Here is a 26,611-nt window from a genome sequence, read left to right on the forward strand (position 1 = left end):
CAAACATAGACTGAGGTCTATGCCACATTCTGATGCTTTGCTTGATGCGCAGCTGGAACCCATTCTGGGATCAAAGAATGCGACAGCACTCAAGAAGGCATTTGGTTTTCGAACTGTCGGGGATTTCCTCTCTCACTATCCCAGGCGCTATGCCCGCCGCGGAGAACTCACGGCCATCACTGATGTGCCACTGAATGAGAACGTCACGATTGTCGCCGAAGTTCTTGATGTGAGAGAGCGGCCTATGCGCGCTCGCCGAGGGTCGCTTTTGGAGGTGCGCATCACGGATGGTCGCTCCGGTGGCATCATCACGCTGACCTTCTTCAATCAAGCCTGGCGTGCAAAAGACCTCAAGCCGGGCGTTCGGGGAATCTTTGCTGGGAAAGTGGGCGCCTATCGAGGTGCATTACAACTTGCGCACCCTGATTATGAGCTCTTTGATGCTCAGGAAAATCCTGAATCCTCACAGAGCGAAGCAGCGAGATGGGCTCTGCTTCCTATTCCGATCTATCCAGCAACCAGCACGCTAGCGAGCTGGCAAATAGCCAAAATGATGAATCTGGTGCTGGAGCCACTGCGTCACGGCGCCGTGCTTGCCGATCCAGTGCCGGAAGAAATTCGCGCCAAGAGATCGCTACTGCCGTTGAGCGAGGCAGTGTTAAAGATCCATCAACCAGAGATAGATGCTGACTGGAAGCACGCTCGCGAAACTTTGAGATTCCACGAGGCGTTCATCCTCCAGGCCACTCTCCTCGAACAGCGTGCACAGGCACAAGAACAAGCTGCCACACCTCGGCCGCACCACGCCGGGGGATATCTTGACCAGTTGGATGCGAGGCTTCCTTTCACCCTTACCACTGACCAGCTGAGAACTGGTGAGGAAATCTCTGAGGATATGTCCTCTTCACACCCCATGAACCGACTCGTACAAGGGGAGGTTGGTTCAGGAAAAACATTGGTTGCTTTGCGTGCAATGCTGCAGGTGGCCGACAGCGGCGGCCAGGCAGCATTACTGGCTCCAACAGAGGTGTTAGCTGCACAACATTTACGCTCGATTGTCACCATGCTGGGCCCAGATCTTGCCGCCTCAGTGATGCCCACCTTGATCACGGGTCAACTTCCTGCAGCAGCAAAACGACAGGCTTTACTGCGCACAGTCTCCGGGCAAGCGCGCATCGTGATTGGTACACACGCACTGCTGAGCGACAAGGTCGAATTCTTCGACTTAGGTTTGGTGGTCGTGGACGAACAACACCGTTTTGGTGTTGAACAACGGCAAGCCTTGCGTCTAAAAAGTGACCTCACTCCTCACGTGTTAGTACTCACCGCAACGCCAATTCCACGAACCGTGGCCATGACTGTGTTCGGTGACCTCGATGTCTCTGTGATTGCAGGGCTGCCTGAAGGTCGTGCGGGCATCACGAGCCATGCTGTGTCTCTGGCAGAACACCCCAATTGGATGACCAGAGTCTGGGAACGTGTCGAGGAAGAGATTGCCTCAGGAAGACAAGCTTTTGTGGTGTGCCCAGCAATCGATGCCTCTGGAGCTCCCGAGGATGATCCTGATGCTCTCATCGAGGAGCAAGAACAAGAGTCCGATGATGAAAAGCCCCCCAAGGCTTCAGTGGAAGCAGTCGCTGCTTTGCTTGCTGAGCACCCCCTGCTAGGTAAAAGACGGATTGCTCAACTGCACGGGCGAATGAGCAGTGAAGACAAAGATATTGTCATGCAGGCATTTTCTGCGGGCGAGATTGATCTCATTGTTGCCACCACAGTAATTGAGGTCGGAGTCGATGTACCTAACGCCTCGACCATGGTGGTTCTCGATGCTGACAGGTTCGGTGTTTCTCAGTTGCACCAATTACGTGGTCGTGTTGGTCGCGGAGGAGTTCCCGGGCTGGCGCTTTTTGTCACCCACGCACAACCTGGCACAACAGCCCACGAACGTGTAGATGCCGTTGCCAGCACGCTCGATGGGTTTGAGTTAGCGCGCATAGATTTGGAGCTGCGCAGCGAAGGTAATGTTCTGGGCACCAACCAGTCGGGTGGCCGGTCTTCGTTGAGATTGCTGCGCGCGGCACGAGATGGGGACCTTATTGCACAAGCCCGCGAAGAAGCCGCACAGATCATGGAACATGATCCTGATTTCTCACAACACGTGCTCCTCAAAGAAGCAATCGCACGTCGGCTCAGTGAAAGTGAACGCGATTTCTTGGACAAAAACTAGGAATTTACACACCAGCGCTTGCCAAGATGCGTAGGCTGGAGACATGCGCAGGATCGCCGTAGTCCCTGGTTCATTTGACCCCATCACACTGGGTCACCTCGATGTCATTGCTCGTGCCACGAAGCTATTTGATGAAGTGCACGTGGTCGTGGTGCACAACCCTGATAAGCACGCCCTTCTTCCCATCGCACAGCGCGTAACGCTCATCGAAGAAGCCATTGAAGAAGCTGCTCTTGGTGAAAATGTTGTTGTGGCTTCGTGGAGCATGGGGTTGCTTGTGGACTACTGCTCAGATGTGGGTGCAACGGTTCTGATTAAGGGCATCCGCACACAAACAGACATTACCTACGAGACCCCCATGGCCATGGTCAACAGAAACCTTGCGGGTATAGAAACTGTTTTCCTTATGCCTGAACCAGGCCACTCGTATGTTTCAAGTTCACTGGTTCGCCAGGTAGCTTCACTGGGTGGAGATGTTCGTCCCTACGTGCCTCACGTCGTGGCCAACTATCTGCAAGGTCCCTAATACGCTGTATCTATGGCAGAAAAATCACGCTGGTCATTAGGCGCAAAGCTCAAAGGTCTCTTTGGGCGTGCAGCAGAGTCAGCTGAACCCGATGAGGACATCTTCGATGATGTTCCCTCTTTGCCTCGTAATGATGAGGTCGAACGTGATAACGAACCAGTAGTTCAACCCGTTGCTGAGGTAAAACCTGTTCAGGAAGAAAAACTAGCTCCGGCTAAAAAACCCGCACCAAAGCAGCAAGCTGAACCAGATTTGGTTGCTGAGCCAGAGCCTGCAGTTCCTGTTGAAGAACCAGTTGCAGTTCAGCCTGAGACAGTCAGTGAGCCCGAACCTGTCCCAGATCCTGCGCCAGAAATTGTTGAAGAACCAGCAACCCCTGAGCCTGCTGTCGTTGAAGAACCTCAGTCAGAGGTAGTGACACAGACCCCCAAAGAAAAAGCAGTGGCAAAGACCACTGCCAAGGTTTCCCGTCGCGTCACCATCGATGAGAACACCTGGGAAGAACTTGAGGAGACTCTCCTTGGCGCTGATTTTGGCCCAGACATCACCGAAGAGCTTATTGAAGTTATGCGTGCCAACGTGGCCAGGTACAACACCAGTGATCCTGATGACTTTGTACGTTTACTTCGAGAAGCTATCGAAGACCGCTTGAACAAGTTCGACACGACCCTCAAGCTCAGTGAACGTCCTGCTGTCATTTTGGTAGTTGGAGTCAATGGTGTGGGTAAAACCACCACCATCGGGAAAGTAGCCAAGTACATTGCCAACGCGGGCAAATCTGTTGTCGTTGGTGCTGCAGATACTTTCCGCGCTGCAGCAGTAGACCAGTTGGCCACCTGGGCGCAGCGTGCGGGCGTTGACGTCGTCAGACCACAAATGGAAGGCCAGGATCCTTCAGCGGTGGCATACCAAACTGTTGAATGGGCCATTAACCACGGTACTGAGATTGTCATTATCGACACCGCAGGTCGTTTGCAAACCAAGAGCGGTCTGATGGATGAGCTCTCCAAAATCCGCCGTGTTATTGAAAAACAGGCGCCCATCTCTGAAGTTTTACTCGTGCTCGATGCCACAACCGGCCAAAATGGTTTGTCTCAAGCAGAGGCATTCCTTGAGCACGCAGGCGTAACCGGTTTGGTGCTCACCAAGCTGGACGGCTCCGCCAAGGGTGGTTTTGTGTTGGCAGTTCAAGAACGCACTGGTATTCCTGTGAAGCTGGTTGGTAATGGTGAAGGTATCAATGACTTGATGGGCTTCACGCCACATGCCTTCGCAGCTCAGCTCGTTGGCTAGGCTAGAGGGGTTATGGCAACCTTTGGAACTCTCTCTTCACGACTAACAGAGTCGCTCAAGAACCTTCGCGGCAAGGGAAAACTTTCTCCTGCTGATGTTGATGGCACACTTCGTGAGATTCGTCGTGCCATGTTAGACGCAGACGTATCACTCAACGTTGTTAAGAAGTTCACGAACGACGTTCGTGAGCGTGCACTCAGCGATGAAGTGAACAAAGCCTTGAACCCTGCGCAGCAGGTTGTTCAGATTGTCAATGAAGAACTGGTTGCGATTCTTGGTGGCGCTCAGCGTCGACTGGAATTCGCCAAGAAACCACCAACCATCATCATGCTTGCTGGTTTGCAGGGTGCCGGTAAGACAACCTTGGCCGGAAAGTTGGCTAAATACCTCGCTAAAGACAAGCACACACCACTCTTGGTGGCCTGTGACCTTCAGCGCCCAAATGCTGTTCAGCAGCTCGAGGTCGTTGCCAAGAATGCTGGTGTTGCGGTTTATTCACCCGAACCAGGTAATGGTGTCGGAGACCCGGTCAAGGTCGCCAAGGATTCGATCAAGTTCGCTAACGACAAGCAACACGACGTGGTCATCATTGACACCGCAGGTCGCTTGGGTGTCGATGCTGAACTGATGAAGCAAGCTGCAGACATACGCAAGGCCACCAGCCCAGACGAAGTTCTGTTCGTCATTGACGCCATGATTGGTCAGGATGCGGTTGCCACGGCACAAGCATTCCAAGACGGTGTTGATTTCACCGGTGTTGTCCTTTCCAAGCTCGATGGTGACGCCCGTGGTGGTGCTGCGCTGTCTGTTGTCTCTGAAACTGCACGACCCATTCTTTTTGCTTCAACCGGTGAAAGTCTCGATGACTTCGAGCCTTTCTATCCAGACCGTATGGCCAGCCGTATTCTCGACCTCGGTGACATTCTCACCCTGATTGAGCAAGCTCAAGAAGCTTTTGATGAGAAAGAGGCAGCGCAACTTCAAGAGAAGTTCGCAACAGACTCTTTCACTCTTGAGGACTTCCTCAAGCAGATGCAGCAGCTAAAAAACATGGGCTCCATGAAGAAGATGCTGGGTATGTTGCCCGGTGCTGGAGCTATGAAGGAACAGCTGGATAACTTCGATGAACGTGAGCTCGTTCGCACCGAAGCCATCATTCAGTCCATGACGAAGGCAGAGCGTCAGAACACCAAGTTACTTAATGGTTCACGTCGTCTTCGCATTGCCAAGGGTTCCGGAATGACCGTCACTGATGTGAACGCGTTGGTTAATCGCTTCGAGCAAGCAGCCAAGATGATGAAGACCGTTGCCAAGGGTGGAGTTCCACAGATCCCTGGAATGGGCCCCATGGGAGCAATGGGGCACGGCGGCAAAAAGCAGCAAGCAAAGAAGAAGGGTTCCAAGTCTGGAAACCCTGCCAAGCGAGCTGCTGAAAACGCAGCGTTAGCCGCTGCTGCATCCAAGCCTGGTGGGGGAGCAGGGTTTGGTTTCCCCAAGCCAGCAGGTAACGATGGTCCTACCCCTGAAGAGCTTGAAGCTTTACAGAAAATGTTGGGCAAAGGCTAAATATTTCAGAGAATTACTCACAATAAATCCCCGCAAATACGGGGATTTTTTGTTCTCTGCGTAATCTGACGTAACTCAGTTACGTCACGTTTCTTTTCAATTCGCAGCCATCATTGTGTTCTCCCTACTGTGAACACATGGCCTCCAACCTTTCCTCATCTCATGCCGTGACCAACACGGCATTTGAGGTGCGCTTTGAGGGAGTCGGCCGCAGTTTTGAGGCGGCGAACCCTCGTCGCAAGGATTCTGCTGAGACCCGCACCGTACTTCGAGACATCAACATCACAGTTGAGCCAGGAGAACTCGTTGCCATTCTTGGTGCTAGTGGCTGCGGTAAATCAACTTTGCTCCGCATCACTGCCGGGCTCGACACTGGATACACCGGAAATGTGAGTATCGATGGAACCCCAGTAGAGGGCATTGATCCTCGTTGTGCTTTTGCTTTCCAGGAACCCCGGTTACTTCCATGGCGGACAATTGAGCAAAATGTTGCTCTGGGACTCCCGCATGGTCTTGACAAAGCAGCAGGTGAGAAACGGGTTGCTGAACTACTTGAACTCGTCGGTCTAGCACCTTCCTCACATTTACGCCCCAGAGAAATTTCTGGTGGAATGGCTCAGCGAGCGTCACTGGCACGCGCACTAGCCCGCAACCCTGGAGTTCTCTTATTGGATGAACCTTTTGGTGCACTCGATGCGCTCACCAGGCTCAAAATGCAAGATTTGCTTCTCGACATTCACGAGGCAGCACCCACAACAGTGTTGTTGGTCACGCACGATGTCGACGAAGCCCTCCAATTAGCTGACCGCATTGTTTTGCTGGGACGAATGCCCGAGGAGCCCGGTGCGACCATTACGGAACTGGTGAAGGTTCCAGGTGGCCGACCTCGCGACCGTGGCTCCGCAGAACTAGCTGAACTCCGAGCGCAACTGCTTGGCGGCCTGGGTGTCGATCGTCATACGACGAGTACCTTCAGCATCTAAAACTTCTTTGTTCAGTACCTAAATCCGAAAGATACAAATCCCATCATGAAGAAAAAATCCCTACTCGCTTCAGTTACAGCCAGCATTGCAACCCTTGCTCTCGTGCTGACTGGCTGCGCGAGTGAGCCCAAGCCTGTTGTCACCGAAGAAGCTACTGCGGTTGTTGACCGTACCGGTGAAACCCTCAACATTGACTTCGCGACATACAACCCGCTGTCTCTCTTGATCAAAAACTACGGCTGGTTGGAAGAAGAACTTGCTGAAACCGGAATCAAGGTCAACTGGGTTCAGTCCCTGTCCTCAGCTGACGCTAACGCAAAGCTACTTGCCGGTGCTCTCGATGTTGGATCTACTGCTGGTTCTGCCGCGCTTCTCGCACGTGCGAACGGTTCACCAATTAAAACCATCGAAATCTACACCCAGCCTGAATGGGCCGCTCTTGCTGTTGGACCAGACTCCAAGATCAAGGACGTTGCTGATTTGGAAGGCAAGAAGGTAGCTGCACGAAAGGGAACCGACCCCTACTTCTTCCTGCTCCAGGCACTCGAGGAAGCTGGCGTTGACCCAGCAACTGTCACTATCGAGAACCTCGCTCACGCAGATGGTAAGACCGCACTGTTCAACGGTTCAGTTGACGCATGGGCAGGCCTTGACCCCATACTTGCTGGTGCGGAAACCGAAGGTGCACAGCTGATCTACCGCAACGTTGATTTCTTGAGCTACGGCTTCCTCAACGCCACGGAATCCTTCATCGCTGACAAGCCAGATGTGGCTCAAATCGTGACCAACGTTTACGAGCAGGCACGTCAGTACGCAATTGCTAACCCTGACGCTACCTACGCAGTTCTTGCTGCGGCATCTGGTCTGTCTGTACCCGTTGCCAAGAAGGTCATCACTGAGCGCACACTCATCGATATCAACCCCATTCCTGGAAAGAAGCAAACCAAGCTCCTTAAGGGAATTGGCAAGGTCTTTGTTGCTAACGGTGATGTAGCTACCCAGGCGCAGGTCGATGAAGCTCTCAAGACTCTGTATGACACCACCTTCATCAAGAAGTCCTACAAGGAAATCGACGTGAAGGCTACTGAAGCTGCAGAAGCACAGTAAGTCAGAGTTTCACTAAGGAATACGAAGCATGAACGCGACGACTGATCCCACACCCAGAGCACAGACTCGGGGGAAGAATGCCCACAAGGGTGGGGGATCAGTTCGTCGTGCTCCTTTGACGTCTACACGAGCTGGTCGAATCCTCATCAGCTCGATTTTGCCCCTGGCAATTTTGTTGCTGTGGCAAATTACGACCATGCTGGGAGTCTTCACGGTAGGTCAGCTTCCCTCACCGGTGATGGTGTGGCAGGCATTTATTGACCTCATTCAACGTGGGCAGCTTGGGCCCTACATTGGCATTTCAGTTCAACGCGTACTCCTCGGCTTTAGTATTGGTGCCACGCTCGGTCTGATCTTCGGGGCCATTGTTGGACTTGCCAAGGTATGGGACTACTTCTTTGGCTCTACCTTTGGCGCAATTCGCGCTGTTCCGTCCCTGGCTTGGGTCCCGTTGCTGCTGTTGTGGTTGAAGATCGGCGAAGAATCCAAAGTTACGCTGATTGCTATTGGTGCATTCTTTCCTGTCTACACAACAGTTGCCGCGGCACTTCGTCACGTAGATAAGCAATTAGTGGAAGCCGGTCGAGCATTTGGTTTATCTGGCTATCAACTGTTTAGAACTGTGCAATTACCGGCAGTAGTTCCTTCGGTTATTTCTGGTTTGCGCCTGGCCTTAGCTCAATCGTGGCTATTCCTGGTTGCAGCGGAATTGATTGCATCCTCGGCGGGACTTGGATTCTTACTCCTGGATTCTCAAAACAATGGCCGCACGGACAGGGTGATCCTTGCAATTATCTTGCTTGCTGTCTTTGGTAAAACAACAGATGCCCTGTTGGGATTGTTCGAGAAATGGGCAGTTCGACGCTGGGCTTAAAGCCCGTCAGGCAACTCCTTTAGAATGAGCTCATGGCATACGAGGTAGAAAAAGACGACGAGCAATGGAAAGCAGAGCTTTCTGCTGAGGAATACGCAGTTCTTCGTCAAGCAGCGACAGAGCGCGCATGGTCTGGGGAGCTTCTTGATGAAGATCGTGCCGGAATTTACACCTGCAAAGCCTGTGGCAACGAACTCTTCACTGCCGGCACCAAGTTTGACTCAGGCTGTGGCTGGCCTTCATTTTATGAATCCGTTCGCCCAGATGCTGTAGAGCTTCGTCCAGATCACTCTCTGGGTATCGAGCGCACCGAAGTGTTGTGTGCCAAGTGCGGCTCTCACCTCGGTCACGTCTTCCCCGATGGCTTTGGAACACCTACTGGTGACCGCTACTGTATGAACTCGATTTCATTGAACTTCGAGGCCAAGGATAACTAGTCCCTACGCGCGTATTACTCGCACGTCAGCTGCTGTGAGGGCAGTGTTTACTTTCAACTGCTCTGGCTGAGGTTCGGTTGTTGCTGTTGTGGTGACAGCAGTGAGAAGGTGCGAGGTAGCTCGGGAGAGGCCACGATAGGCTGCTTCAGCAGCGGCAGCTTCCGGGGATGTTGCATCTAAGCCCAGCGCAGCAAGTTGGTCGATTACAGCACCTGCGGCCAGGAGATCCTCTGTCGTCACGCGTAGCTGGCCATCACGAGAAGAGCCTGCAGCAACGACCGCAATCAAGATGCGTTTAGCTAGTTTGACCTGCAGGTCAATAACCCACTGTGCCACGGCGTGTGCCGAGGTGAGATCTGTAAAAACAACAACTGGGCCCTGGGGGAGAGAGTTCAGATCGACGTCGCTTCCGGGTTCTGTTATGGCATCGACCCAGACGATGACGTCTGCATCGGCGCCAATGGCATGGGCACCGGTGGTGGCCCAGTCAAAGCGAACTTGGTAGCGAGTTTGTTCCATAGCAACATTCTGCCGGAGGTAGAACGCTGTCACTTTTTCGTGTGACGCAGTATGACATCCCTGGTGTGCGCCAACTCTGTGACTTCCATAACCTTGGAGCTATGGCAGATCGCGAATACGGGTTCAAAACCCGCTCTATCCACGCAGGTAACATCCCTGACTCAACAACTGGTGCCAGGGCTCTTCCGATTTATCAGACCAGTGCATTCGTTTTTGATGACACCTCTGATGCCGCTGCGCGTTTTGCACTGCAAAAATACGGGAACATTTACTCGCGCGTCTCCAATCCAACGGTTGCCTCCTTTGAAGAACGCGTCGCCAGCCTGGAGGGAGGTCTTGGCGCTGTCGCGACTGCTAGTGGGCTCTCGGCGCAGTACATCACCTTTGCTTCCCTAGTTGGGCAAGGAGATCACATCGTTTCATCCGCAAACCTTTACGGCGGATCCATTACACAGCTTGATATCACCCTGCGTCGTTTTGGGGTGGAGACCACGTTCGTGCAGTCAGCTAACCCTGAAGACTACGCAGCTGCCATTACCGAGAACACGAAGCTGATCTATGCCGAGACGGTGGCAAACCCCTCGGGTGAAGTCGCTGATATTGAAGGTCTTGCCGATGTCGCTCACGCTCACGGGATTCCTTTGATTATCGACTCCACCATTGCTACCCCCTATTTGTGTCGCCCGATCGAATGGGGCGCAGATGTGGTCATCCACTCTGCGACTAAATTCCTCGGCGGACACGGCACAACACTCGGTGGTGTTGTCGTGGAATCAGGCCGATTTGATTGGAACACCGACAAGTTCCCCCTCTTTGATGAGCCAGTGCCCTCCTATGGTGGATTAACCTGGGGTGGCAACTTTGGCGAATATGCCTTTTTGACTCGACTCAGAGCAGAACAACTCAGAGACATCGGGCCTGTTCTTTCTGCGCAGTCCGCCTTCCTGCTTGCTCAGGGTGTCGAAACGCTGCCCTATCGAATGCAGGCACACATCGACAATGCTCGTATTGTTGCTAACTGGTTGGCCCAAGATTCCAGAATCGAGTTTGTGAACTGGGCAGGCCTTCCCAGCCACCCTCACTATGAGCGTGGACTGAAGTATTTGCCTCAAGGACCTGGATCCGTCTTTAGTTTCTCTGTCAAGGGTGGGCGTGAAGTAGGCAGAAAGTTCATCGAATCTGTTGAACTTGCCAGCCATGTTGCCAATATTGGTGACGCAAAGACTTTGGTGATTCACCCTGCTTCGACAACCCATGCGCAACTGACCGACCAGCAGCTTCTCGATGCGGGTGTTCTTCCCGGTATTGTCCGTTTGTCTGTTGGTATTGAAGATGTCGATGACATTATTTATGACCTCGATCAGGCATTGACCAAGGCTGTGGAGGGCAAATAATGGCTGAAGTTATCAATGCGCAGCTCGCGAACGGCCTCAGTTGTGAACTGCCTGCCAATTCACCACTTGCTAAGTTACTGAAGTCCCAGCGCACCTGGCTTGGTCCGGATGCTAAAGCCCGCCAGCGCATCCTTAATAATGCTCAATCTGTTGCGATTGTTGGTGCATCTCCTAATCCAGCACGTTCGAGCTACTTTGTTGGCACATATTTGCTCTCGTCAAGTAATTACCGGGTGTATTTCGTGAACCCCAATGCCGATGAAATTCTTGGCCAGAAGGTTTATCCAGACCTAGCTTCCTTGCCTGAAGTGCCTGACATTGTGGACGTATTCCGCAAGGGTAGTGATATCCCCTCTGTCATCGATGATGTTGTGGCTATTGGTGCCAAGACCATCTGGGTTCAGCTGGGAATTTACAACGAAGAAGCAGCTCGCTACGGCGAAGAAAAGGGCCTCACCGTGGTGATGGACCGCTGTATCAAGGTGGAGCACGCCCGTTTCCACGGAGGATTGCACCTGCTCGGTTTTGACACCGGTGTGATCAGTGCGAAAAAGCAGGAAAGATAAGTTTCTCGATTAGCCAAAACCTGGTGAAACCTGCCAGAATAGGAAGTCGAGTTTGATTCATATCCGACCCTCTAATCAGATATGTCTTGAATCCCTAGAGCTTGTACCGAGTGTGCCCCCACGCTCACGGTCGTCAGTTCATCCACTACACATCACTCACAGGAGAATTGTGGCTGTCAAAATCCGTTTGAAGCGCCTCGGAAAAATCCGTGCGCCTTACTACCGCATCGTCGTAGCAGACTCACGCACCAAGCGTGATGGTCGTGTTATCGAGGAGATCGGTAAGTACCACCCCACTGAGAACCCTTCTTTCATCGAAGTTAACTCAGAGCGTGCTCAGTACTGGCTCTCCGTTGGCGCACAGCCAACCGAGCAGGTTGAAGCACTTCTGAAGCTCTCCGGTGACTGGGGAATCTTCAAGGGCGACAAGAATGCCAAGAGCACCATCAAGGTTGCTGAGCCTAAGGCCGCATTCGTTGTCGACACCAAGAAGAAGCCAGTTCTCGTTCCAAAGACTGAAAAGGCACCTAAGAAGGAAGAGGCAGCTGTTGAAGCTGCTGAAGAAGCCGTCGTAGAGGCCGCTGCTGAAGAAGCCGTCGTAGAGGCCGCCGCTGAGGAAGCAGTAGTCGAGGCAGTTGCAGAAGCAATCGTCGAAGAGGCTGTAGCCGAGGCTGTTGTCGAAGAAGCAGCAGCTGAAGTTGTTGCCGAGGCAGAGGAAATCGTTGAGGCTGCTGAAGAAGCAGCTGGCGAGGAACAGGCCTAACAAACATGCTCGCATCAGCAGTCAAGCACCTCGTCAAGGGAATCGTTGAACACCCTGATGACGTTGAGGTTGCTGTGCGTTCAAACAATCGTGGTGAGGTCCTCGAGGTTCATGTGAACCCCGAGGACCTTGGCCGCGTTATCGGCCGTTCTGGCCGCACTGCTAAGGCCCTTCGCACTGTTGTGAACGCCTTAGCTGATGGTCGCAAGGTTCGTGTCGACGTCGTCGACACCGACGCCTAACGTGACCGCTGAATCCAGGCAGACCCAACTTCGCGTCGGGCGTCTGACAAAGGCTCACGGCCTCAAAGGCGCAATCAAAGTTGAGCTCTACACTGACGAACCTGAGAAGCGCTTTGTTCCCGGAGCTGTTTTCTCACTTCAGGTTCCTGAAGAGTCACCTTGGCACGGTAAAAGTATTGAGCTCGTTGAACTGCGCTGGTACAACTCACACCCCGTAGCTTTTTTCAAAGATGTGCCCGATCGCACGGCTGCTGAGTCACTCATTAAAGCAATCTTGTGGGTGGACCATGACACTTCTGTTCTTCCTGAAGAACCAGAGGCCTGGTATGACCACCAGCTCACTGGTTTGAAGGCTGTCCGTGATGGTGTTGAAGTAGGCACGATTGCACGTGTTGACCACCTTCCCGCGCAAGACCTCCTCGTGGTCAAAACTGCACAGGGTGAAGTGATGGTTCCATTTGTGAAGGCAATTGTTCCTGAAGTGGATATTGATAAGGGGATCGTGACACTCACCCCACCAGGAGGCTTGTTCGAAGAGCTTCCTGAAGATGAGGATGACGAACTCACTGAGGGCTCTAGCGAGGCCTAATGCGCATCGATATCGTCACAATTTTCCCTGAGTTCTTTGCAACCTTGGATGTGTCGCTCCTAGGTAAAGCTCGTCAGTCAGGCCTCATCCAGACGCATGTGCATGATCTGCGTGATGTGACCACGGATAAACATCGAACAGTCGATGACACTCCATACGGTGGTGGCGCTGGCATGGTGATGAAGCCAGAGCCTTGGGGGGACACCCTCGATGCCATCCTGGCTGATTCAGAAAGCTCGCAGCGTCCTATTTTGATTGTTCCTTCACCTGCGGGGGAGCCCTTCACGCAAGCCGTGGCCAAGGAACTCTCGCACGAGGAACAACTCATCTTTGCCTGTGGACGATATGAAGGTATCGACCAGCGTGTGAGTGACCACTTTGCTACACGAATGACAGTACGCCCCATCTCTTTGGGAGACTATGTTCTCAACGGCGGAGAAGTGGCTTCTCTAGCCATGATTGAGGCTATAGGGCGTCTTATCCCAGGTATGGTGGGCAATCCTGACTCTCTCGTTGAAGAAAGCCACGAGGACGGTTTGCTGGAATATCCCAGCTACACCAAGCCTGCAGTCTGGCGAGATCTCGAAGTACCTGAAGTATTACTGTCGGGAAACCATGCGGCAATCGCTGCATGGCGACACGAACAACAGCTAGAGCGCACCAAGCGGATTCGGCCCGATTTACTTCCTGAGTAAATTTCTGGCAGAATTGTCACTTGTGCCGTTTGTTTCACCCTGCCACAGGGGGCACTGAAACTTTCATCACAGCACACTCTCTTTTCATCATTCACGTATGAGACCTGTGGCTTGTACAGATTGAGATACATCATGCACATTCTTGACGCTGTAGATGCACCATCGCTGCGTAGCGACATTCCAGAGTTCCGCGCCGGTGACACCGTAAAGGTTCACGTAAACATCATCGAAGGTAACCGTTCTCGTATCCAGGTATTCCAGGGTGTCGTTATCGGTCGTTCCGGTGAGGGCGTTCGCGAAACTTTCACCGTTCGGAAGGTTTCTTTCCAGGTTGGCGTGGAGCGTAAGTTCCCAGTGCACTCCCCAGTTATTGACCACATTGAGGTCGTATCTCGCGGTGACGTGCGTCGTGCAAAGCTGTACTACCTGCGTAACCTTCGCGGTAAGAAGGCGAAAATCAAAGAGAAGCGCGACTTCTAAGACCTTCATCAAGATAACCCCCACAGTGTGGGGGTTATCTTTTTGCCCTATTTCGGAGTTTCACCAACTCCACACAGGCTTTTGACGGAATCGGCAACCTAGACTTGAGCTGCAGGGGAGTAGTAACCACATGACTGACACAACAACACAAACACGCCATCCGTGGCGTTCTGTGTTGTTTTTTCTCCGCGATGTCTTGGTAATCTTCGGAATCGCCATTGTTGTTTCCTTTGTGGTGAAAACTTTCCTCATCAGGTCATTCTTTATTCCCTCGGCTTCGATGGAACAAACGCTCATGATTGACGACAGAGTCATTGTAAACGAGCTTGTTCCCCAGGTTGTCAGTGTTGAACACGGTGACATTGTCGTATTCAAAGACCCAGGAGGTTGGCTACCAGCAAGGCCGCCTGTTGAGGTCAGCCCAACTCAGGCAGGCGTGGAGTGGGTGCTCTCACTTTTCGGTCTCGCTTCGCCAGATAGTAATGATCACTTGATCAAACGCGTTATTGGTATGCCTGGGGATACAGTGCAGTGCTGTTCTGCTGAGGGACAGATCATTGTCAATGGTGTCCCCATCTCTGAGCCTTACATCACCATCCCACCGGGTGAAACACGTGCTTCGGCTATCGATTTCAATGTAACTGTTCCCGCCAATTCATTGTTCGTTATGGGAGATAACCGCTACAACTCAAAAGACTCTCGATACAACACGGAAACCCCCAGCAAAGGTTTCGTAGGGTTGGATCACGTTGTTGGTCGAGCTTTTGTGCTGAGCTGGCCCATGAGCCGCTGGGAGTGGTTGTCGAACTATCCTGAAGTCTTTGCCGATGTTCCACCGGCTCCAGCAGCGCAGTAGGTCAGATGCCAGCTGAACCATCTCTCCAGGTCGAGACAGAAATGTTTGCCTCTGGCGCCAAACTGATTATCGGGATCGATGAGGTCGGCCGTGGCGCAATGGCAGGACCAGTCATGGTGGGGGTTTGTGCCATTAGCCCTTCGGTCACAGAGTTTCCCACTGGACTGCGTGACTCAAAACTCGTTTCAGAAAAGAAGCGCACTGCACTCTTTCCTGAAGTTCAGGCCTGGGCACCCACTGCCGTCGGCGAAGCATCTGCGCTTGAGATCGATGAGATGGGCATCACCGCGTGTTTGGGACTGGCGGCAAAACGTGCACTGGCGTTGCTTCACCATGGTGGTGTTTCTGTGGGAGAGGCCACCGTCTTGTTGGATGGTTCGCATGATTGGCTCAACCCCGCGTTAAGCAGCAAACTTTCTGTTGTCACGCGGGTGAAAGCAGATCAAGACTGTGCTGTTGTTTCTGCTGCGTCAATTGTTGCCAAAGTGACTCGTGACGAATTGATGCTTTCTCTGGATCGTGAACATCCTGAGTATGGCTGGGCGTCCAATAAAGGCTACGGTGCTGCACTGCACATGCAAGCTATCAAAACGAGTGGTCTGACCCCATATCACCGCGCAAATTGGGTGAAGTAAAACATCATAGGATTGATTCACCATGGATGAAGAAGACTTCGATGACTACGACCGCGAGGCCGAGCTGGCGCTCTATCGCGAATATCGGGATGTTGTTGGGCAGTTCTCCTACGTCATCGAGACAGAACGCCGCTTTTATCTAGCCAACGAAGTTGATGTAAAGCGCATTGATGCAGAACACGACTTCTATTTCGAGCTCACCATGACTGACGTGTGGGTGTGGGACGTCTACCGTGCAGATCGCTTCGTCAAGAGCGTTCGAGTGCTGACATTCAAGGATGTCAACGTGGAAGAACTCTCTTCTAAAGAGTTTGAGCTCCCTAAAGAACTCGCACTCGACGAATAGTTCTCAACAACATCACACAGACCAGTTTCGTCAACAGGTGACAATGTAGTTCTCTTTGTCATGCTGTCTGCATGGTTGATTCTCTGTGGAGGTCATCATGACAACAATCTGCGGACTACCTGAATCTGCTGTTACCGAGTACATGAAACCTGTTCGACAGCAGGATTCAAACAGTAGTGAAATAGCCACATCTTTTTCTCGAGCAGTGTGGGGCACCCTTGTAGAAGCAGGCGACAGAGTTGCCGGCCTGCTAGTTAGTGCTGTGGGAGCGCACGACTCAATTGAACTGCTCATTCAACGCCGCACAGCCCATGAGATTGCTCGAATCGTTCAATCTCGAATCGAGATCCAGCAAGAGTTCCCGGACCTCGTCGAAGACATCGCCGAAGGTGTACAGCGGTGGATACCCCGACTGAGCTCGAGGGATGCACTTAATGCAGTTGTACATGCGGCACATTTAGGGGCGTTTCTCCTCACCCCAGAAGATGAGGATTGGCCACGTGGACTTGATGATTTGGCGGCGCACGCACCCCTAGGGTTGTGGGCACGTGGGAATCGTGATGCCGTGAGTAAATTCTCTCGATCGCTTGGGGTTGTTGGCGCGCGGGCATCAACAGGATATGGCGAGCATGTCACGATGGAAACGGTGGCCGCTATTGCGCAACAGGACATAGCGATAGTTTCTGGCGCCGCCTATGGCATTGACGGAATGGCGCATCGTTCTGCCTTGGCAGTGGGAGGAACCACGATGGCCTTTCTTGCCGGGGGTGTTGATCGGTTCTATCCCAGCGGACATGATGCACTTGTGGGCAGAATCATGGAAAGTGGTCTGGTGCTTGCAGAGTCGCCCTGTGGGTACTCGCCAACCAAGTGGCGCTTCCTGTTGCGAAACCGGCTTATTGCTGCTTCGACACAAGCCACGGTTGTAATGGAGGCAGGATGGCGTTCTGGCTCGTTGAACACGGCAAACCATGCAGCATCGCTCGGCAGGCCTTTAGGTGTCGTTCCTGGACCAATCACAAGTGCCTCATCTGCTGGGTGTCATCGCCTGCTACGTGAATACGACGCAATTTGCGTGACAACCGCAGCTGAGATGTGTGAACTACTTCCAGGTCACACTCCGCCAGCTGACGAGCACGAAGACGTTGAATGAGGCATTCTTGAGCTATGCGTATCGACAGTGCACTGGATGGCTTCATGAAGTACCTCAGTGCTGAACGCGGCTATTCGGAGCACACTATCAAGGCGTATTCCTCAGACCTGAAAGACCTCAGCTCATTTGCCGAACGCAAAAATCGTGAAGCTGTCTCCGATGTCACTCTCGATTTCCTTAGGGATTGGCTCTATGAGTCTGCTCAAGCAGGGTTGTCGAAGACAACCTTGGCCAGGCGCACAGCCAGTGCTCGAAGTTTCACCCAGTGGCTCAGACGACAGGGTTTCCTGGAAACAGATCCAGGTTCACGCCTGAAATCTCCAAAAGCTGACCAATCTCTTCCTCGCGTTATCTCTCAACCTCAACTGCAAGACGTCTTTGATTTCCTCACCAGCAATGCTGCTGAAGGAGAGCCGGTAGCACTGCGTGATCTGGCCATTGTGGAACTTTTGTATGCCTCAGGTCTTCGTGTTTCAGAACTTGTTGGGTTGAATCTGGGCGATGTTGATCTAGATCGACTCACAGTTCGAGTTTTGGGAAAAGGTTCAAAGGAACGCGTTGTTCCTTTTGGCAACCCTGCAGCTACAGCTCTGTTGGACTATCTGGTTCGCGCGCGTACAGTCCTGTTGGAAGGCAAGCCAGCAACCTCAGCATTTTTTGTTGGGGCGCGAGGTGGCCGTCTGAGCACACGAGCTGTCTATGGGCTCGTCGCATCATTACTTGAGCCTCTGGGGGGTTCAGGTCCTGCCGGCCCCCATGCTCTCAGGCATACCGCAGCGACTCATCTCTTAGATGGGGGTGCTGATTTGCGAATAGTTCAGGAGATGCTCGGTCACGCGAGTATGGGAACAACCCAGATATATACCCATGTATCTATGGAGCGACTGACTTCGAGCTACCAGCAAGCACACCCTCGCGCTTAGCGGCGAGCTTCATCCGCTGCTTGAACCAGGCAGTATCGGTGATCCGAGCCAGCACTGGGCCGGAGATCACAGTAATGAGCATGTAGGTTGCTGCCATGGGGGCAATCAAAGGCTGTATTCCCGCTGAAACTGCAAGACCAGCGATGATCACCGTGAATTCTCCACGTGGCATGAGGGCGACCCCGGTACGCCAGCGACCTGGGCGACCAATTCCTGCGCTCTTTGCTGCCAGGTAACCGGTCGCAACTTTGGTGGACATTGAGATGATCGCCAAGATCAAAGCTGGAATGAAGACTTGTGGGATGTCTGCAGGGTTTGTGGTCAGTCCAAAAAAGACAAAGAAGATAGCGGCAAAAAGATCACGCAGTGGAGCTAGGAGTTTTTCTGCGTTGTGTGCAACCTGACCCGAGAGGGCAATGCCCACCAGGAACGCGCCAACTGCAGCGGAAACCTGAACAGCGGCGGCAAGACCGGCCACCAACATTGTGAGACCCAAAACACCGAGTAAGAGTGATTCTGGTTGTTCGGCGTGGAAGATGCGAGAGAGCTTCTTACCTTGGCGAACAGCAAGGTACAACACTATTGAAACAGAGCCGACGGCAATAGCAACTGTTATTGCACCCTGCGCCAAACTAGCCCCGACCACTACGGCGGACAAGATAGGCAGATAGAACGCCATGGCTAGGTCTTCAAGGACCAACACTGACAGCACAATTGGTGTCTCGCGGTTACCCAGACGTCCGAGATCTCTCAAGACTTTCGCAATAACTCCTGAGGAAGAAACCCAGGTGACACCGGCCATGGCCAGAGCCGCAATTGGGCCCCACCCCAATATGAGGGCAAATAATGCACCGGGGATGGCATTAAGTAAGGCATCCCACACTCCTGCGCGTGCGGAGGATTTGAGGTTGCCCACAAGCTCAGATGGTGAATATTCCAACCCAAGCATGACAAGCAACAAGACAACGCCTAGCTCAGCACCTGAGCTTAAGAAGTCGTTGCTGGCGTGTAAAGGAAGAATTCCACCTGAACCAAAAATCAACCCTGCTGTCATATATAGAGGGATAGGGGATTGGCCGAACCTAATTGCGACGCGACCGAGCAGACTGAGGCCCAGGAGCAGTGCTCCTACCTCAATCAGCATCCAGGTCTCGTCGTGCATGGGCTATACCTGGCTGTGTGCGAGCAATGAGTCCAGTTTGTCTAAACCTTCGCGGGTTCCCACGGCGACGATGAGGTCATCTAGTCGCAGAATTTCTGCAGGAGTAGGTGACGCAATCACATCTTTGCCACGCAGAATGGCAACGATGGAAGTTCCAGTTCTGGTGCGAGCTTGAGTATCTCCAAGCGGACGATCGAGAAATCTGGAATCTGCAGGAAGCATGAGCTGTTCGGTGTACAGCCCAATCGTGCCGCCGCCCAATCCAGAGAGTTGGCTCAGAAGTGCTGCGTGGCCGAGGAGGTCAGATAGCGCTGCCGCTTCATCACCAGTGAGTTCCACAGAGCCCAAGATGGCGTCGGGATCTTCTGGATCGTAGAGGGCAACCTCACGGTTGCCATCTCGGTAACTCAATACCCCGATGCGTTGTCCCGCTTGCGTGACGACGTCGTGTCGAACGCCAATACCGGGGAGGTCAATTTTTTCGATGCGTACACCCATACCTCCACGTTATCTCAGAGCAGAGCGCACGCCCTCAGAAATGGTCTGATCGGTGAAGCTGAAACCTGAAGTTAACAGAACCTCAGGAACAATATGTTGACTGGAGAGAAGAAGTTCACGACCTGCTTGACCTAACACCAGCGAAATCGCGACGCCAGGCGCTGGTAGCCAGAATGGCCGTTTGAGTTGACGGGCAAGTTCTTTCATGACGGTCGCAGAGGTTGCAGATTCAGGGCTTACGAGATTGACCGCGCCAGTGACATCGTGGTCAATCAAAAAAGCCAAGGCGCGGGCTTCGTCCTCCAAGCTGATCCATGGCCACCAGTCTTTGCCGCCTGCAAGAGGGCCGGATGCAAAGAATTTTGTGATGAGTTTCAAAGGACTCAAAGCACCATGGTCACCGAGGACAAGCCCGGTTCGAGCCAAGACAACTCGAGTGTGTTGTGTTGCAGGCATCGCTGCCTCTTCCCACTGGGCAACAACCTCAGCGAGGAAACCAACCCCCTGCGAAGAAGTTTCAGTCAAAATCTCGTTGTCGCGGTCTCCATAAATTCCGACAGCAGAGCCGTTAATCAACACAGCTGGTTTGCGTTGAGCTCGGGCAATTGCGTCCACAATGGTGCTCGTCGCATCGATACGAGAATCGAGAATAATTTTCTTGCGCTTGGCTGTCCACGGCATTTTGCTGATGGTTGATCCTGCCAGATTCACAATCACATCAATGGGTTTACCTATGTCCTGCGACAGCTGGTCTAAGTCCAGTGGTTCCGCCCCTGGGGCCCAGGCATATGACTGCACGTGGGAAATGGAGCTGGAGGGATTTCGCGAGAGATGGCGAACATCGTGACCTTTTTGCTGCAACAGTTCTGTCAGAGCTGAGCCAATCATCCCTGACCCACCAGCGATGAGAACCGTTAACGAGCGAGCCACGACAACCTCCTAGAGGAGGCGGCCGTGGCTCGAATGTATTTCGAGTTACGCGGATGCGCCTCCGCGTCCCACGATACCTGCGCGAACGAGCAGAACATAGATTTGGCATCCCAGGCAGTATCCAAAAACCGAGTTCAAGAATGCGGCGACGAAGGCAAAGGCTACGGCGATTACTGCGCCAGTAGTGATGCCCAGCACAGCAAAGACCAAGCCTGCCAGGGAAATGATGAAACCAATGAGTTGAGCGAAGGTTGGTGGCTTTGGGTCTTCAAGCTCTTCCGGCGCAGATAGACGTGGTCGAACTGCTGCTTTGAAAATAGCGCCATAAGGGTGCTTGGAAATACCGGCAAACGCACCAATGGCAAAAATGACGGTGATGTACGCAAGCAGTAAACCAGCCGGTGTGAACAGATTTTGGAATACAGAATTGCTCGCAGAAAGTGCTCCGGGGTTTGCGAGTAACAATATGAGCTCAACGGTGAGCGTAATCAGGGTGAGGGTGGCACCAAAGCGGGGGCCACGTGGATCAATGCCTTGGGTTCCAGGCTTAGCAGCCAGCGGGTTGGGCTTCTTAGATGACATAGCTGTCGTGCTCTCTCTTGATAGCGATTTCTAAGGCAGAGATTACTGCCTCGGGTCGGGGAGATCCTCCAATGCGAGCGGCGATAGCACCACTGTCATCGAGGATGAAGGTTGTAGGGGTTTGGAGAATATTGAACTGTTGAGCGAGATCTTGCCGATGGGTCAGGTCCACATCCACATGAGCAACACCCGGGTATTGTGCGGCAACCTGAGCTAGGTATTTTCGTGTCCCTGGGCACTTTGTGCAAAATTCAGAGCTGAATTGAAGAAGGGTTCCGATTTTTCCAAACTGGATACCTTCGCCCAGGTTCGCGGGGTTCACTCGGGTCAAGCCATCTTGTTTCTTGGCACGCCCCTCAGTTGCTTTGACGAGAAAACCTATTGCGGTCGAGACCACAACGAGTCCGCCGATAAGCAGCAGAATGAGTGAGAGATCCATGGTGGTTAAAGACTATTTCTCTTTATCTTCGTCGTGCCGAGTATGACGTAACGTGACGACGGGTAAGGTTTTATCCGTGGCTGAGATTGAATTTCGTTCAGATGTAACTGTTGAATTGGTGCGCTCGAGCGCCCATGACTCTGATGTGCTTTTTGCGGCACGTGTATCGACCCAGGGGGAGCAGACTCTCGAAGAGTCCATGCACACTCCTGAGTCACGTGCAGAGGATGAAAAGCGTGACAAGGGCCTCATCAACTATCTGATGCGTGATCGCCACGGCTCACCTTTTGAGCACAACTCGATGACTTTTTATGTGCAGGCACCCATCTTTGTCTTCCGCGAATTTATGCGTCACCGTATTGCTTCGTACAACGAAGAGTCTGCACGTTATCGTGAACTCAACCCCGTGTTCTATGTTCCAGCTCCAGCCCGTAACCTCATTCAGGTGGGTAAACCAGGTGCATATGACTTCGTTCCTGGGACTGCGGAACAAGCTGCCCTCACCCGTGAAGCAACTATTCATGCCGTCTCTGTTGCGTACCAAGAGTACGAGCGCATGCTCGAAGCAGGTATTGCTCGTGAGGTTGCACGTGGCGTTCTGCCGGTAGCGACATACTCTTCGATGTACGTCACCATGAACGCCCGTTCGTTGATGAACTTCCTTTCGTTGCGGACTAAGCGTGAAGGTACACACTTCCCCTCCTTCCCTCAGCGAGAGATTGAAATGGTCGCTGAAAAGATGGAAGACGAGTGGGCAAAGCTCATGCCACTGACCTATGCGGCGTTCAATGAGCACGGCCGCGTTTCGCCGTAATCCGCTCCAGCGATACGCTTAATTTGTGGCTACAGCAGAAAACCCCTTCGGACAGGTCCTTGTCGCGCTCGTAACTCCCTTCACTGCAGACGGTGAAGTCGACTGGAACGATGTTGAAAAGCACATCGACCATGTTGTTTCCAACGGTGCAGACGGCATAGTCGTCACGGGAACCACCGGTGAAACGAGCACCTTGACAGACGATGAGAAGGTCAAGCTTGTAGAGGTTGGTAAGAATGTTGCCGGCAATCGCGCCAAGATCATCATGGGTGGTCCCTCTAACGAGACAGCGCACGCGATAGAACTTGCTAAGAAGAGTGCCAAGGCTGGTGCTGACGGCATCATGGCCGTCACGCCCTATTACAACAAGCCCACTCAAGCCGGTGTGCTGACTCACTTCCGCATGGTTGCTGACGCTACTGACCTGCCCTTCATCATGTATGACATCCCAGGTCGTGCGGGTATCCAGATTCAGTACGAAACCATCCTGCGTTTGGCCAAGCACCCCAACATCGTTGCAGTCAAAGATGCCAAGGGGGACTTCAGCGAGGTAAGCCGAGTGCTCAACCAGACTGACCTGTTGTACTTCTCGGGAGATGACGCAAACGTCCTACCTCACATGGCTATCGGAGCTTCCGGCTTGATTGGTGTCACCGCCAACGTCGCCCCCGCTCCTTACCGGGCAATGGTGGATGCGGTGAATCGCGGTGACCTCACTGCGGCAACTCAGCAACACATGGCGTTGGAGCCTCTGGTGCGTGCAATCATGACGCACGTGCCTGGAACTGTTGCCGCTAAATATGTTCTCCACGGTTTGGGCAGAATTGGTAGCCCCCGTGTTCGTCTGCCACTTGTTGGTCCTGAAGAGTGGGAAGCAGCAAAGATTGAAGACGAGATTGCACTCGTTGGAGCAATCGAGGGTGTTGATTTCTCTAACTTCCGTCCAGATCGCAATGCCGCCGCAGGTGGAGCATTGCCCAAAATCGCCGGCACTACACGGTAGCGCCACACTCGTCAGGGCAACCGCCAGGGCGTGAATACGAGTCTTTACAGACTCACACTCGTAAGAGGAATATGCCTAACGAATTATTTGACCCACATGTTTTAGAACCTGGAACGCTGCGCGTTGTCCCGCTCGGAGGAGTGGGTGAAATCGGTCGCAACATGACCGTCTATGAACTGGGCGGCAAGCTTCTCGTCGTGGATTGCGGTGTTCTTTTTCCTGAAGAGACCCAGCCAGGTGTGGACCTCATCCTTCCTGACTTCAGCTACATCCGTGACCGCATGGATGACATCCTTGCCATTGTTCTCACGCATGGGCATGAGGATCACATTGGTGCTGTTCCTTATCTGTTGCGTTTGAAAAATGACATTCCTCTGGTGGGCTCTAGCCTCACGCTTGCGTTGATTGAAGCCAAGCTCAAAGAGCACCGCATTCAGCCATACACGCTTCAAGTCAGAGAGGGGGATAAGGAACAGTTCGGTCCCTACGAACTCGAATTCGTTGCGGTCAATCACTCGATTCCTGATGCGCTTGCGGTAGCTATTCGCTCAGAAGCAGGTCTTGTTCTTCACACAGGTGACTTCAAGATGGATCAACTTCCTCTTGATGGCCGCCTGACCGACCTTCGTGCATTTGCCCGTCTCGGTGAAGAAGGTGTTGATCTGTTCCTGCCGGATTCAACGAATGCGGATGTTCCCGGATTTACTCCGCTAGAACGTGACATTGGTCCTGTTTTGGAGAGTGTGATTCATCGTTCACAGCGCCGCGTTATTGTGGCCAGCTTTTCGTCTCACGTGCACCGTGTCCAGCAGGTCATTGATGCTGCTGTGGCCAACAACCGACACGTTGTTTTGATGGGGCGCTCAATGGTGCGCAACATGGGCATTGCGGCCGAACTTGGTTATCTCGAGGTTCCAGAGGGAACCATTATCGATGCCAAGAAGGCTGCAGAGCTTCCCGATGACCGCTTGGTGTACATGTCCACTGGTTCTCAAGGTGAACCCATGGCGGTACTAGCTCGCATGGCAAACCTGGAGCATCAGATTGAGGTGGGACCTGGGGACACCGTGATTCTTGCGTCAAGTTTGATACCCGGCAATGAGAATGCAGTCTTCAGAGTTATTGATGGGTTGACAAAACTTGGTGCCAAAGTTGTCCATAAGGGCAATGCCAAGGTGCATGTTTCAGGCCACGCGGCAGCAGGGGAGTTGCTTTACTGCTACAACATCTTGCAACCCAAGAACGTTTTTCCCGTGCACGGCGAATACCGTCACTTGGTGGCGAACGCCAACCTTGCTATTGATTCAGGCGTAGATGCACACCGCACCATCCTGGGTGAGGATGGAACAGTCATTGACCTCAAGGGTGGAATTGCCCGAGTAGTAGGCCAGCTCGATATCGGATATGTCTACGTCGACGGTTCTAGCGTGGGCGAAATTACCGATAACGATCTCAAGGACAGACGCATCCTTGCTGAGGAAGGATTTATTTCCATCATCGTGGTGGTTGACCCTGCCACAGGCAAGATCATCGTTGGGCCGGAGATTCACGCCAAGGGCTTCGCTGAAGATGATGCTGTCTTTGATGAAATTAAACCCGCTATTGCGAGAGCTCTGCAAGAGGCCGCGCATAACGGTGTTCGTGACACGCATTCTTTGCAGCAGGTCATTCGACGAACTGTTGGCCAGTGGGTGTCCAAGAGCTATAGACGCCGCCCCATGATTATTCCTCTCGTCATTGAGGCCTAATTGTCGAATAAGTAGTCGACGCGTGTCGACGACAAGGTTTATGCTGTTGACATGCCAACACCAGTCAAGCCAAAGCAGGCTACCCGCGCAGACGTTGCGCGGCTAGCAGGTGTTTCGGAGAGCACTGTGAGTTACGCGCTGACAGGTGTGAGGCCTATTGGTGAGCAAACGAGAGAACGTATTTTTGCAGCCATGGAGGAACTGGGCTATGTCCCTAATGCCATGGCTCAGGCGCTCGCCGGAAAAAAATCTGGAATTCTTGCGTTGCTTTTCCCCGTCGGAGAGCGTGGATTTAACGAAACAGACTTCGAATATGTTCAAGCTGCTAATGAGGCCGTTTCTGAGGAGGGTTACCAACTTCTGCTGTGGCCGAACGCTGTGGAAGATATTGATTCTCTGACGAAGATTGTCAACCAGGGACTCGTCGAGGGTGTTCTCCTCATGGAGGTCCGCGCCGATGACCCTCGCGTTGATGTGCTGGAGCAGGCAGGTATGCCTTTTTGTCTCATTGGTAGAACAGATTATTCAGATAATTTGACCTATGTAGATGCTGACTTTTCACAGTGGGGTCCCATGGCAATTCGCCATCTGGTAGATCTCGGGCACAAACATGTTGGGTTTATCGGTATTGGGGATGAGTTGGTCGCGGCAGGATATGGACCTGCGGTCAGAACTGAATCGGGTATGAAAGAAGAAGCACGCCGTGCTGGAGTCAGCTTGTATATGAAACATATGCCAGCAACTATTCGTGCAGGACGTGCGGCGATGACGGAGCTTCTCAAAGATAATCCTGAAGTGACCGCGGTGATTGGGTTCAACGAACCAGCCATGATTGGTGCTCTTGAGGTAATTGCCACACATGGGCTTGAAATTCCACGGGACATATCCATCATGTCTCTGGGTCTTTCAGAAATTGCCGCAAACCTTACCGTTCCTGCTCAAAGTACCATCGGTGTGGAGGGCAAGGATTTGGGACGTATGGCCGGACAGTATTTAGTTGCACGTCTGAACGGGGACACCAAATCTGTTCTTCAACACTTGTCTGCCCCTCACTTTGTTGATCGCGGAAGCACGGCTTCGCCCTCTCGTTGAGAACTGCAGAATCACATTTTGGTTACAAATCAAGAAATTGCCCGAAATTTGTAGACAGAGCTCAGTAATACGCGATAGATTTCTCTCTATCGACGCGCGTCGACGACGCGCGTCGAACCTAGAAGCACCAAAGATGTTGCGTGACCGCAAGGCCACCAATGAGATAGGT

29 protein-coding genes and 1 pseudogene are annotated in these 26,611 nt (G+C 52.8%); 24 read left to right on the top strand and 6 right to left on the bottom strand.

Annotated features, from left to right (window positions below; translation table 11 throughout):
• Positions 1-19: 19 nt before the first annotated feature.
• From AUMI_RS01685 to msrB, 8 genes are all read left to right on the top strand, one after another.
• On the top strand, positions 20-2,227 hold the full coding sequence (locus tag AUMI_RS01685) for an ATP-dependent DNA helicase RecG (protein ID WP_096380605.1): 2,208 nt from the start codon (positions 20-22) through the stop codon (positions 2,225-2,227).
• A gap of 43 nt (positions 2,228-2,270) precedes the next feature.
• Entirely contained in the window at positions 2,271-2,753 is a 483-nt protein-coding gene (coaD, locus tag AUMI_RS01690) for a pantetheine-phosphate adenylyltransferase (RefSeq protein ID WP_096380606.1), read from the top strand.
• 441 nt (positions 2,754-3,194) lie between these two features.
• Positions 3,195-4,046, top strand: a complete 852-nt coding sequence (ftsY, locus tag AUMI_RS01695; RefSeq protein WP_231951854.1) for a signal recognition particle-docking protein FtsY — start codon at positions 3,195-3,197, stop codon at positions 4,044-4,046.
• Between the two features lie 12 nt (positions 4,047-4,058).
• Complete coding sequence (gene ffh / locus AUMI_RS01700; protein WP_096380610.1) at positions 4,059-5,612, top strand: signal recognition particle protein; 1,554 nt, start codon at positions 4,059-4,061, stop codon at positions 5,610-5,612.
• Positions 5,613-5,749: 137 nt separating this feature from the next.
• Complete coding sequence (locus AUMI_RS01705) at positions 5,750-6,595, top strand: ABC transporter ATP-binding protein (RefSeq protein WP_096380613.1); 846 nt, start codon at positions 5,750-5,752, stop codon at positions 6,593-6,595.
• Positions 6,596-6,640: 45 nt separating this feature from the next.
• Positions 6,641-7,702, top strand: a complete 1,062-nt coding sequence (locus tag AUMI_RS01710) for an aliphatic sulfonate ABC transporter substrate-binding protein (RefSeq protein ID WP_096380614.1) — start codon at positions 6,641-6,643, stop codon at positions 7,700-7,702.
• 28 nt (positions 7,703-7,730) lie between these two features.
• On the top strand, positions 7,731-8,576 hold the full coding sequence (locus AUMI_RS01715) for an ABC transporter permease (protein ID WP_096380617.1): 846 nt from the start codon (positions 7,731-7,733) through the stop codon (positions 8,574-8,576).
• 32 nt (positions 8,577-8,608) lie between these two features.
• Positions 8,609-9,013 carry a peptide-methionine (R)-S-oxide reductase MsrB gene (gene msrB / locus AUMI_RS01720; RefSeq protein WP_096380618.1) on the top strand — a complete coding sequence of 135 codons (405 nt, stop codon included), beginning with the start codon at positions 8,609-8,611 and terminating at the stop codon, positions 9,011-9,013.
• Positions 9,014-9,016: 3 nt separating this feature from the next.
• Here msrB and AUMI_RS01725 read toward each other — a convergent pair whose 3' ends face one another.
• Positions 9,017-9,532: a hypothetical protein gene (locus tag AUMI_RS01725; RefSeq protein WP_096380621.1), complete on the bottom strand. Its 516-nt coding sequence runs from the start codon at positions 9,530-9,532 to the stop codon at positions 9,017-9,019.
• Between the two features lie 101 nt (positions 9,533-9,633).
• Between AUMI_RS01725 and AUMI_RS01730 the strand changes: the two genes are divergently transcribed.
• The 12 genes and pseudogenes from AUMI_RS01730 to AUMI_RS01785 all read left to right on the top strand — a co-directional run bounded on the left by AUMI_RS01730 (position 9,634) and on the right by AUMI_RS01785 (position 18,174).
• Positions 9,634-10,926, top strand: a complete 1,293-nt coding sequence (locus tag AUMI_RS01730; protein WP_096383387.1) for an O-acetylhomoserine aminocarboxypropyltransferase/cysteine synthase family protein — start codon at positions 9,634-9,636, stop codon at positions 10,924-10,926.
• The gene (locus tag AUMI_RS01735) at positions 10,926-11,492 is read left to right on the top strand and encodes a CoA-binding protein (protein ID WP_096380623.1); all 567 of its coding nucleotides are present in this window, start codon (positions 10,926-10,928) and stop codon (positions 11,490-11,492) included. Before AUMI_RS01730 ends, AUMI_RS01735 begins: the two co-directional genes overlap by 1 nt.
• 169 nt (positions 11,493-11,661) lie before the next feature.
• Positions 11,662-12,072: pseudogene (gene rpsP, locus AUMI_RS01740) on the top strand (30S ribosomal protein S16); the annotation flags it as partial.
• 188 nt (positions 12,073-12,260) lie between these two features.
• Positions 12,261-12,497: an RNA-binding protein gene (locus AUMI_RS01745; protein ID WP_096380627.1), complete on the top strand. Its 237-nt coding sequence runs from the start codon at positions 12,261-12,263 to the stop codon at positions 12,495-12,497.
• Positions 12,454-13,086, top strand: coding sequence for a ribosome maturation factor RimM (rimM, locus tag AUMI_RS01750; protein ID WP_096380630.1), 633 nt, complete (start codon positions 12,454-12,456; stop codon positions 13,084-13,086). Before AUMI_RS01745 ends, rimM begins: the two co-directional genes overlap by 44 nt.
• Positions 13,086-13,781 (top strand): tRNA (guanosine(37)-N1)-methyltransferase TrmD, encoded by a 696-nt coding sequence (gene trmD / locus AUMI_RS01755; protein WP_096380633.1) that lies wholly within the window; start codon positions 13,086-13,088, stop codon positions 13,779-13,781. The genes rimM and trmD overlap by 1 nt, the downstream gene beginning before the upstream one ends.
• 132 nt (positions 13,782-13,913) lie before the next feature.
• Positions 13,914-14,261 carry a 50S ribosomal protein L19 gene (gene rplS / locus AUMI_RS01760; protein ID WP_096380636.1) on the top strand — a complete coding sequence of 116 codons (348 nt, stop codon included), beginning with the start codon at positions 13,914-13,916 and terminating at the stop codon, positions 14,259-14,261.
• Between the two features lie 130 nt (positions 14,262-14,391).
• Positions 14,392-15,117, top strand: a complete 726-nt coding sequence (lepB, locus tag AUMI_RS01765; RefSeq protein ID WP_096380637.1) for a signal peptidase I — start codon at positions 14,392-14,394, stop codon at positions 15,115-15,117.
• A gap of 5 nt (positions 15,118-15,122) precedes the next feature.
• Positions 15,123-15,752, top strand: a complete 630-nt coding sequence (locus AUMI_RS01770; protein WP_096380640.1) for a ribonuclease HII — start codon at positions 15,123-15,125, stop codon at positions 15,750-15,752.
• Between the two features lie 22 nt (positions 15,753-15,774).
• The gene (locus AUMI_RS01775) at positions 15,775-16,098 is read left to right on the top strand and encodes a DUF2469 domain-containing protein (protein WP_096380642.1); all 324 of its coding nucleotides are present in this window, start codon (positions 15,775-15,777) and stop codon (positions 16,096-16,098) included.
• A gap of 97 nt (positions 16,099-16,195) precedes the next feature.
• A complete protein-coding gene (gene dprA, locus AUMI_RS01780; protein ID WP_096380644.1) occupies positions 16,196-17,251 on the top strand; it encodes a DNA-processing protein DprA in 1,056 nt (351 codons plus the stop codon).
• A gap of 14 nt (positions 17,252-17,265) precedes the next feature.
• On the top strand, positions 17,266-18,174 hold the full coding sequence (locus AUMI_RS01785; protein WP_096380648.1) for a tyrosine recombinase XerC: 909 nt from the start codon (positions 17,266-17,268) through the stop codon (positions 18,172-18,174).
• Here AUMI_RS01785 and AUMI_RS01790 read toward each other — a convergent pair.
• The 5 genes from AUMI_RS01790 to AUMI_RS01810 are packed head-to-tail and all read right to left on the bottom strand — an operon-like array spanning position 18,125 to position 21,785.
• Positions 18,125-19,336 (bottom strand): cation:proton antiporter, encoded by a 1,212-nt coding sequence (locus AUMI_RS01790; RefSeq protein ID WP_096380651.1) that lies wholly within the window; start codon positions 19,334-19,336, stop codon positions 18,125-18,127. The genes AUMI_RS01785 and AUMI_RS01790 overlap by 50 nt on opposite strands.
• A gap of 3 nt (positions 19,337-19,339) precedes the next feature.
• Complete coding sequence (locus tag AUMI_RS01795) at positions 19,340-19,834, bottom strand: cation:proton antiporter regulatory subunit (RefSeq protein ID WP_096380652.1); 495 nt, start codon at positions 19,832-19,834, stop codon at positions 19,340-19,342.
• A 9-nt stretch (positions 19,835-19,843) separates the two neighbouring features.
• A complete protein-coding gene (locus tag AUMI_RS01800) occupies positions 19,844-20,764 on the bottom strand; it encodes a TIGR01777 family oxidoreductase (protein ID WP_096380655.1) in 921 nt (306 codons plus the stop codon).
• A gap of 45 nt (positions 20,765-20,809) precedes the next feature.
• Positions 20,810-21,346: a DUF4395 domain-containing protein gene (locus AUMI_RS01805; RefSeq protein ID WP_096380657.1), complete on the bottom strand. Its 537-nt coding sequence runs from the start codon at positions 21,344-21,346 to the stop codon at positions 20,810-20,812.
• Positions 21,336-21,785: a TlpA family protein disulfide reductase gene (locus tag AUMI_RS01810; protein WP_096380659.1), complete on the bottom strand. Its 450-nt coding sequence runs from the start codon at positions 21,783-21,785 to the stop codon at positions 21,336-21,338. Before AUMI_RS01810 ends, AUMI_RS01805 begins: the two co-directional genes overlap by 11 nt.
• Positions 21,786-21,861: 76 nt before the next feature.
• On the opposite strand from AUMI_RS01810, the gene thyX reads away from it, so the two are divergent.
• From thyX to AUMI_RS01830, 4 genes are all read left to right on the top strand, one after another.
• The gene (gene thyX, locus AUMI_RS01815; protein WP_096380661.1) at positions 21,862-22,599 is read left to right on the top strand and encodes an FAD-dependent thymidylate synthase; all 738 of its coding nucleotides are present in this window, start codon (positions 21,862-21,864) and stop codon (positions 22,597-22,599) included.
• 25 nt (positions 22,600-22,624) lie between these two features.
• On the top strand, positions 22,625-23,602 hold the full coding sequence (gene dapA, locus AUMI_RS01820; RefSeq protein WP_096380664.1) for a 4-hydroxy-tetrahydrodipicolinate synthase: 978 nt from the start codon (positions 22,625-22,627) through the stop codon (positions 23,600-23,602).
• 71 nt (positions 23,603-23,673) lie between these two features.
• Complete coding sequence (locus tag AUMI_RS01825; RefSeq protein ID WP_096380666.1) at positions 23,674-25,350, top strand: ribonuclease J; 1,677 nt, start codon at positions 23,674-23,676, stop codon at positions 25,348-25,350.
• Between the two features lie 51 nt (positions 25,351-25,401).
• Positions 25,402-26,442: a LacI family DNA-binding transcriptional regulator gene (locus tag AUMI_RS01830; RefSeq protein WP_096380669.1), complete on the top strand. Its 1,041-nt coding sequence runs from the start codon at positions 25,402-25,404 to the stop codon at positions 26,440-26,442.
• The last annotated feature ends 169 nt before the right edge of the window (positions 26,443-26,611 follow it).

The organism is Aurantimicrobium minutum (assembly GCF_002355535.1).
Classification (GTDB): Bacteria; Actinomycetota; Actinomycetes; order Actinomycetales; family Microbacteriaceae; genus Aurantimicrobium; species Aurantimicrobium minutum.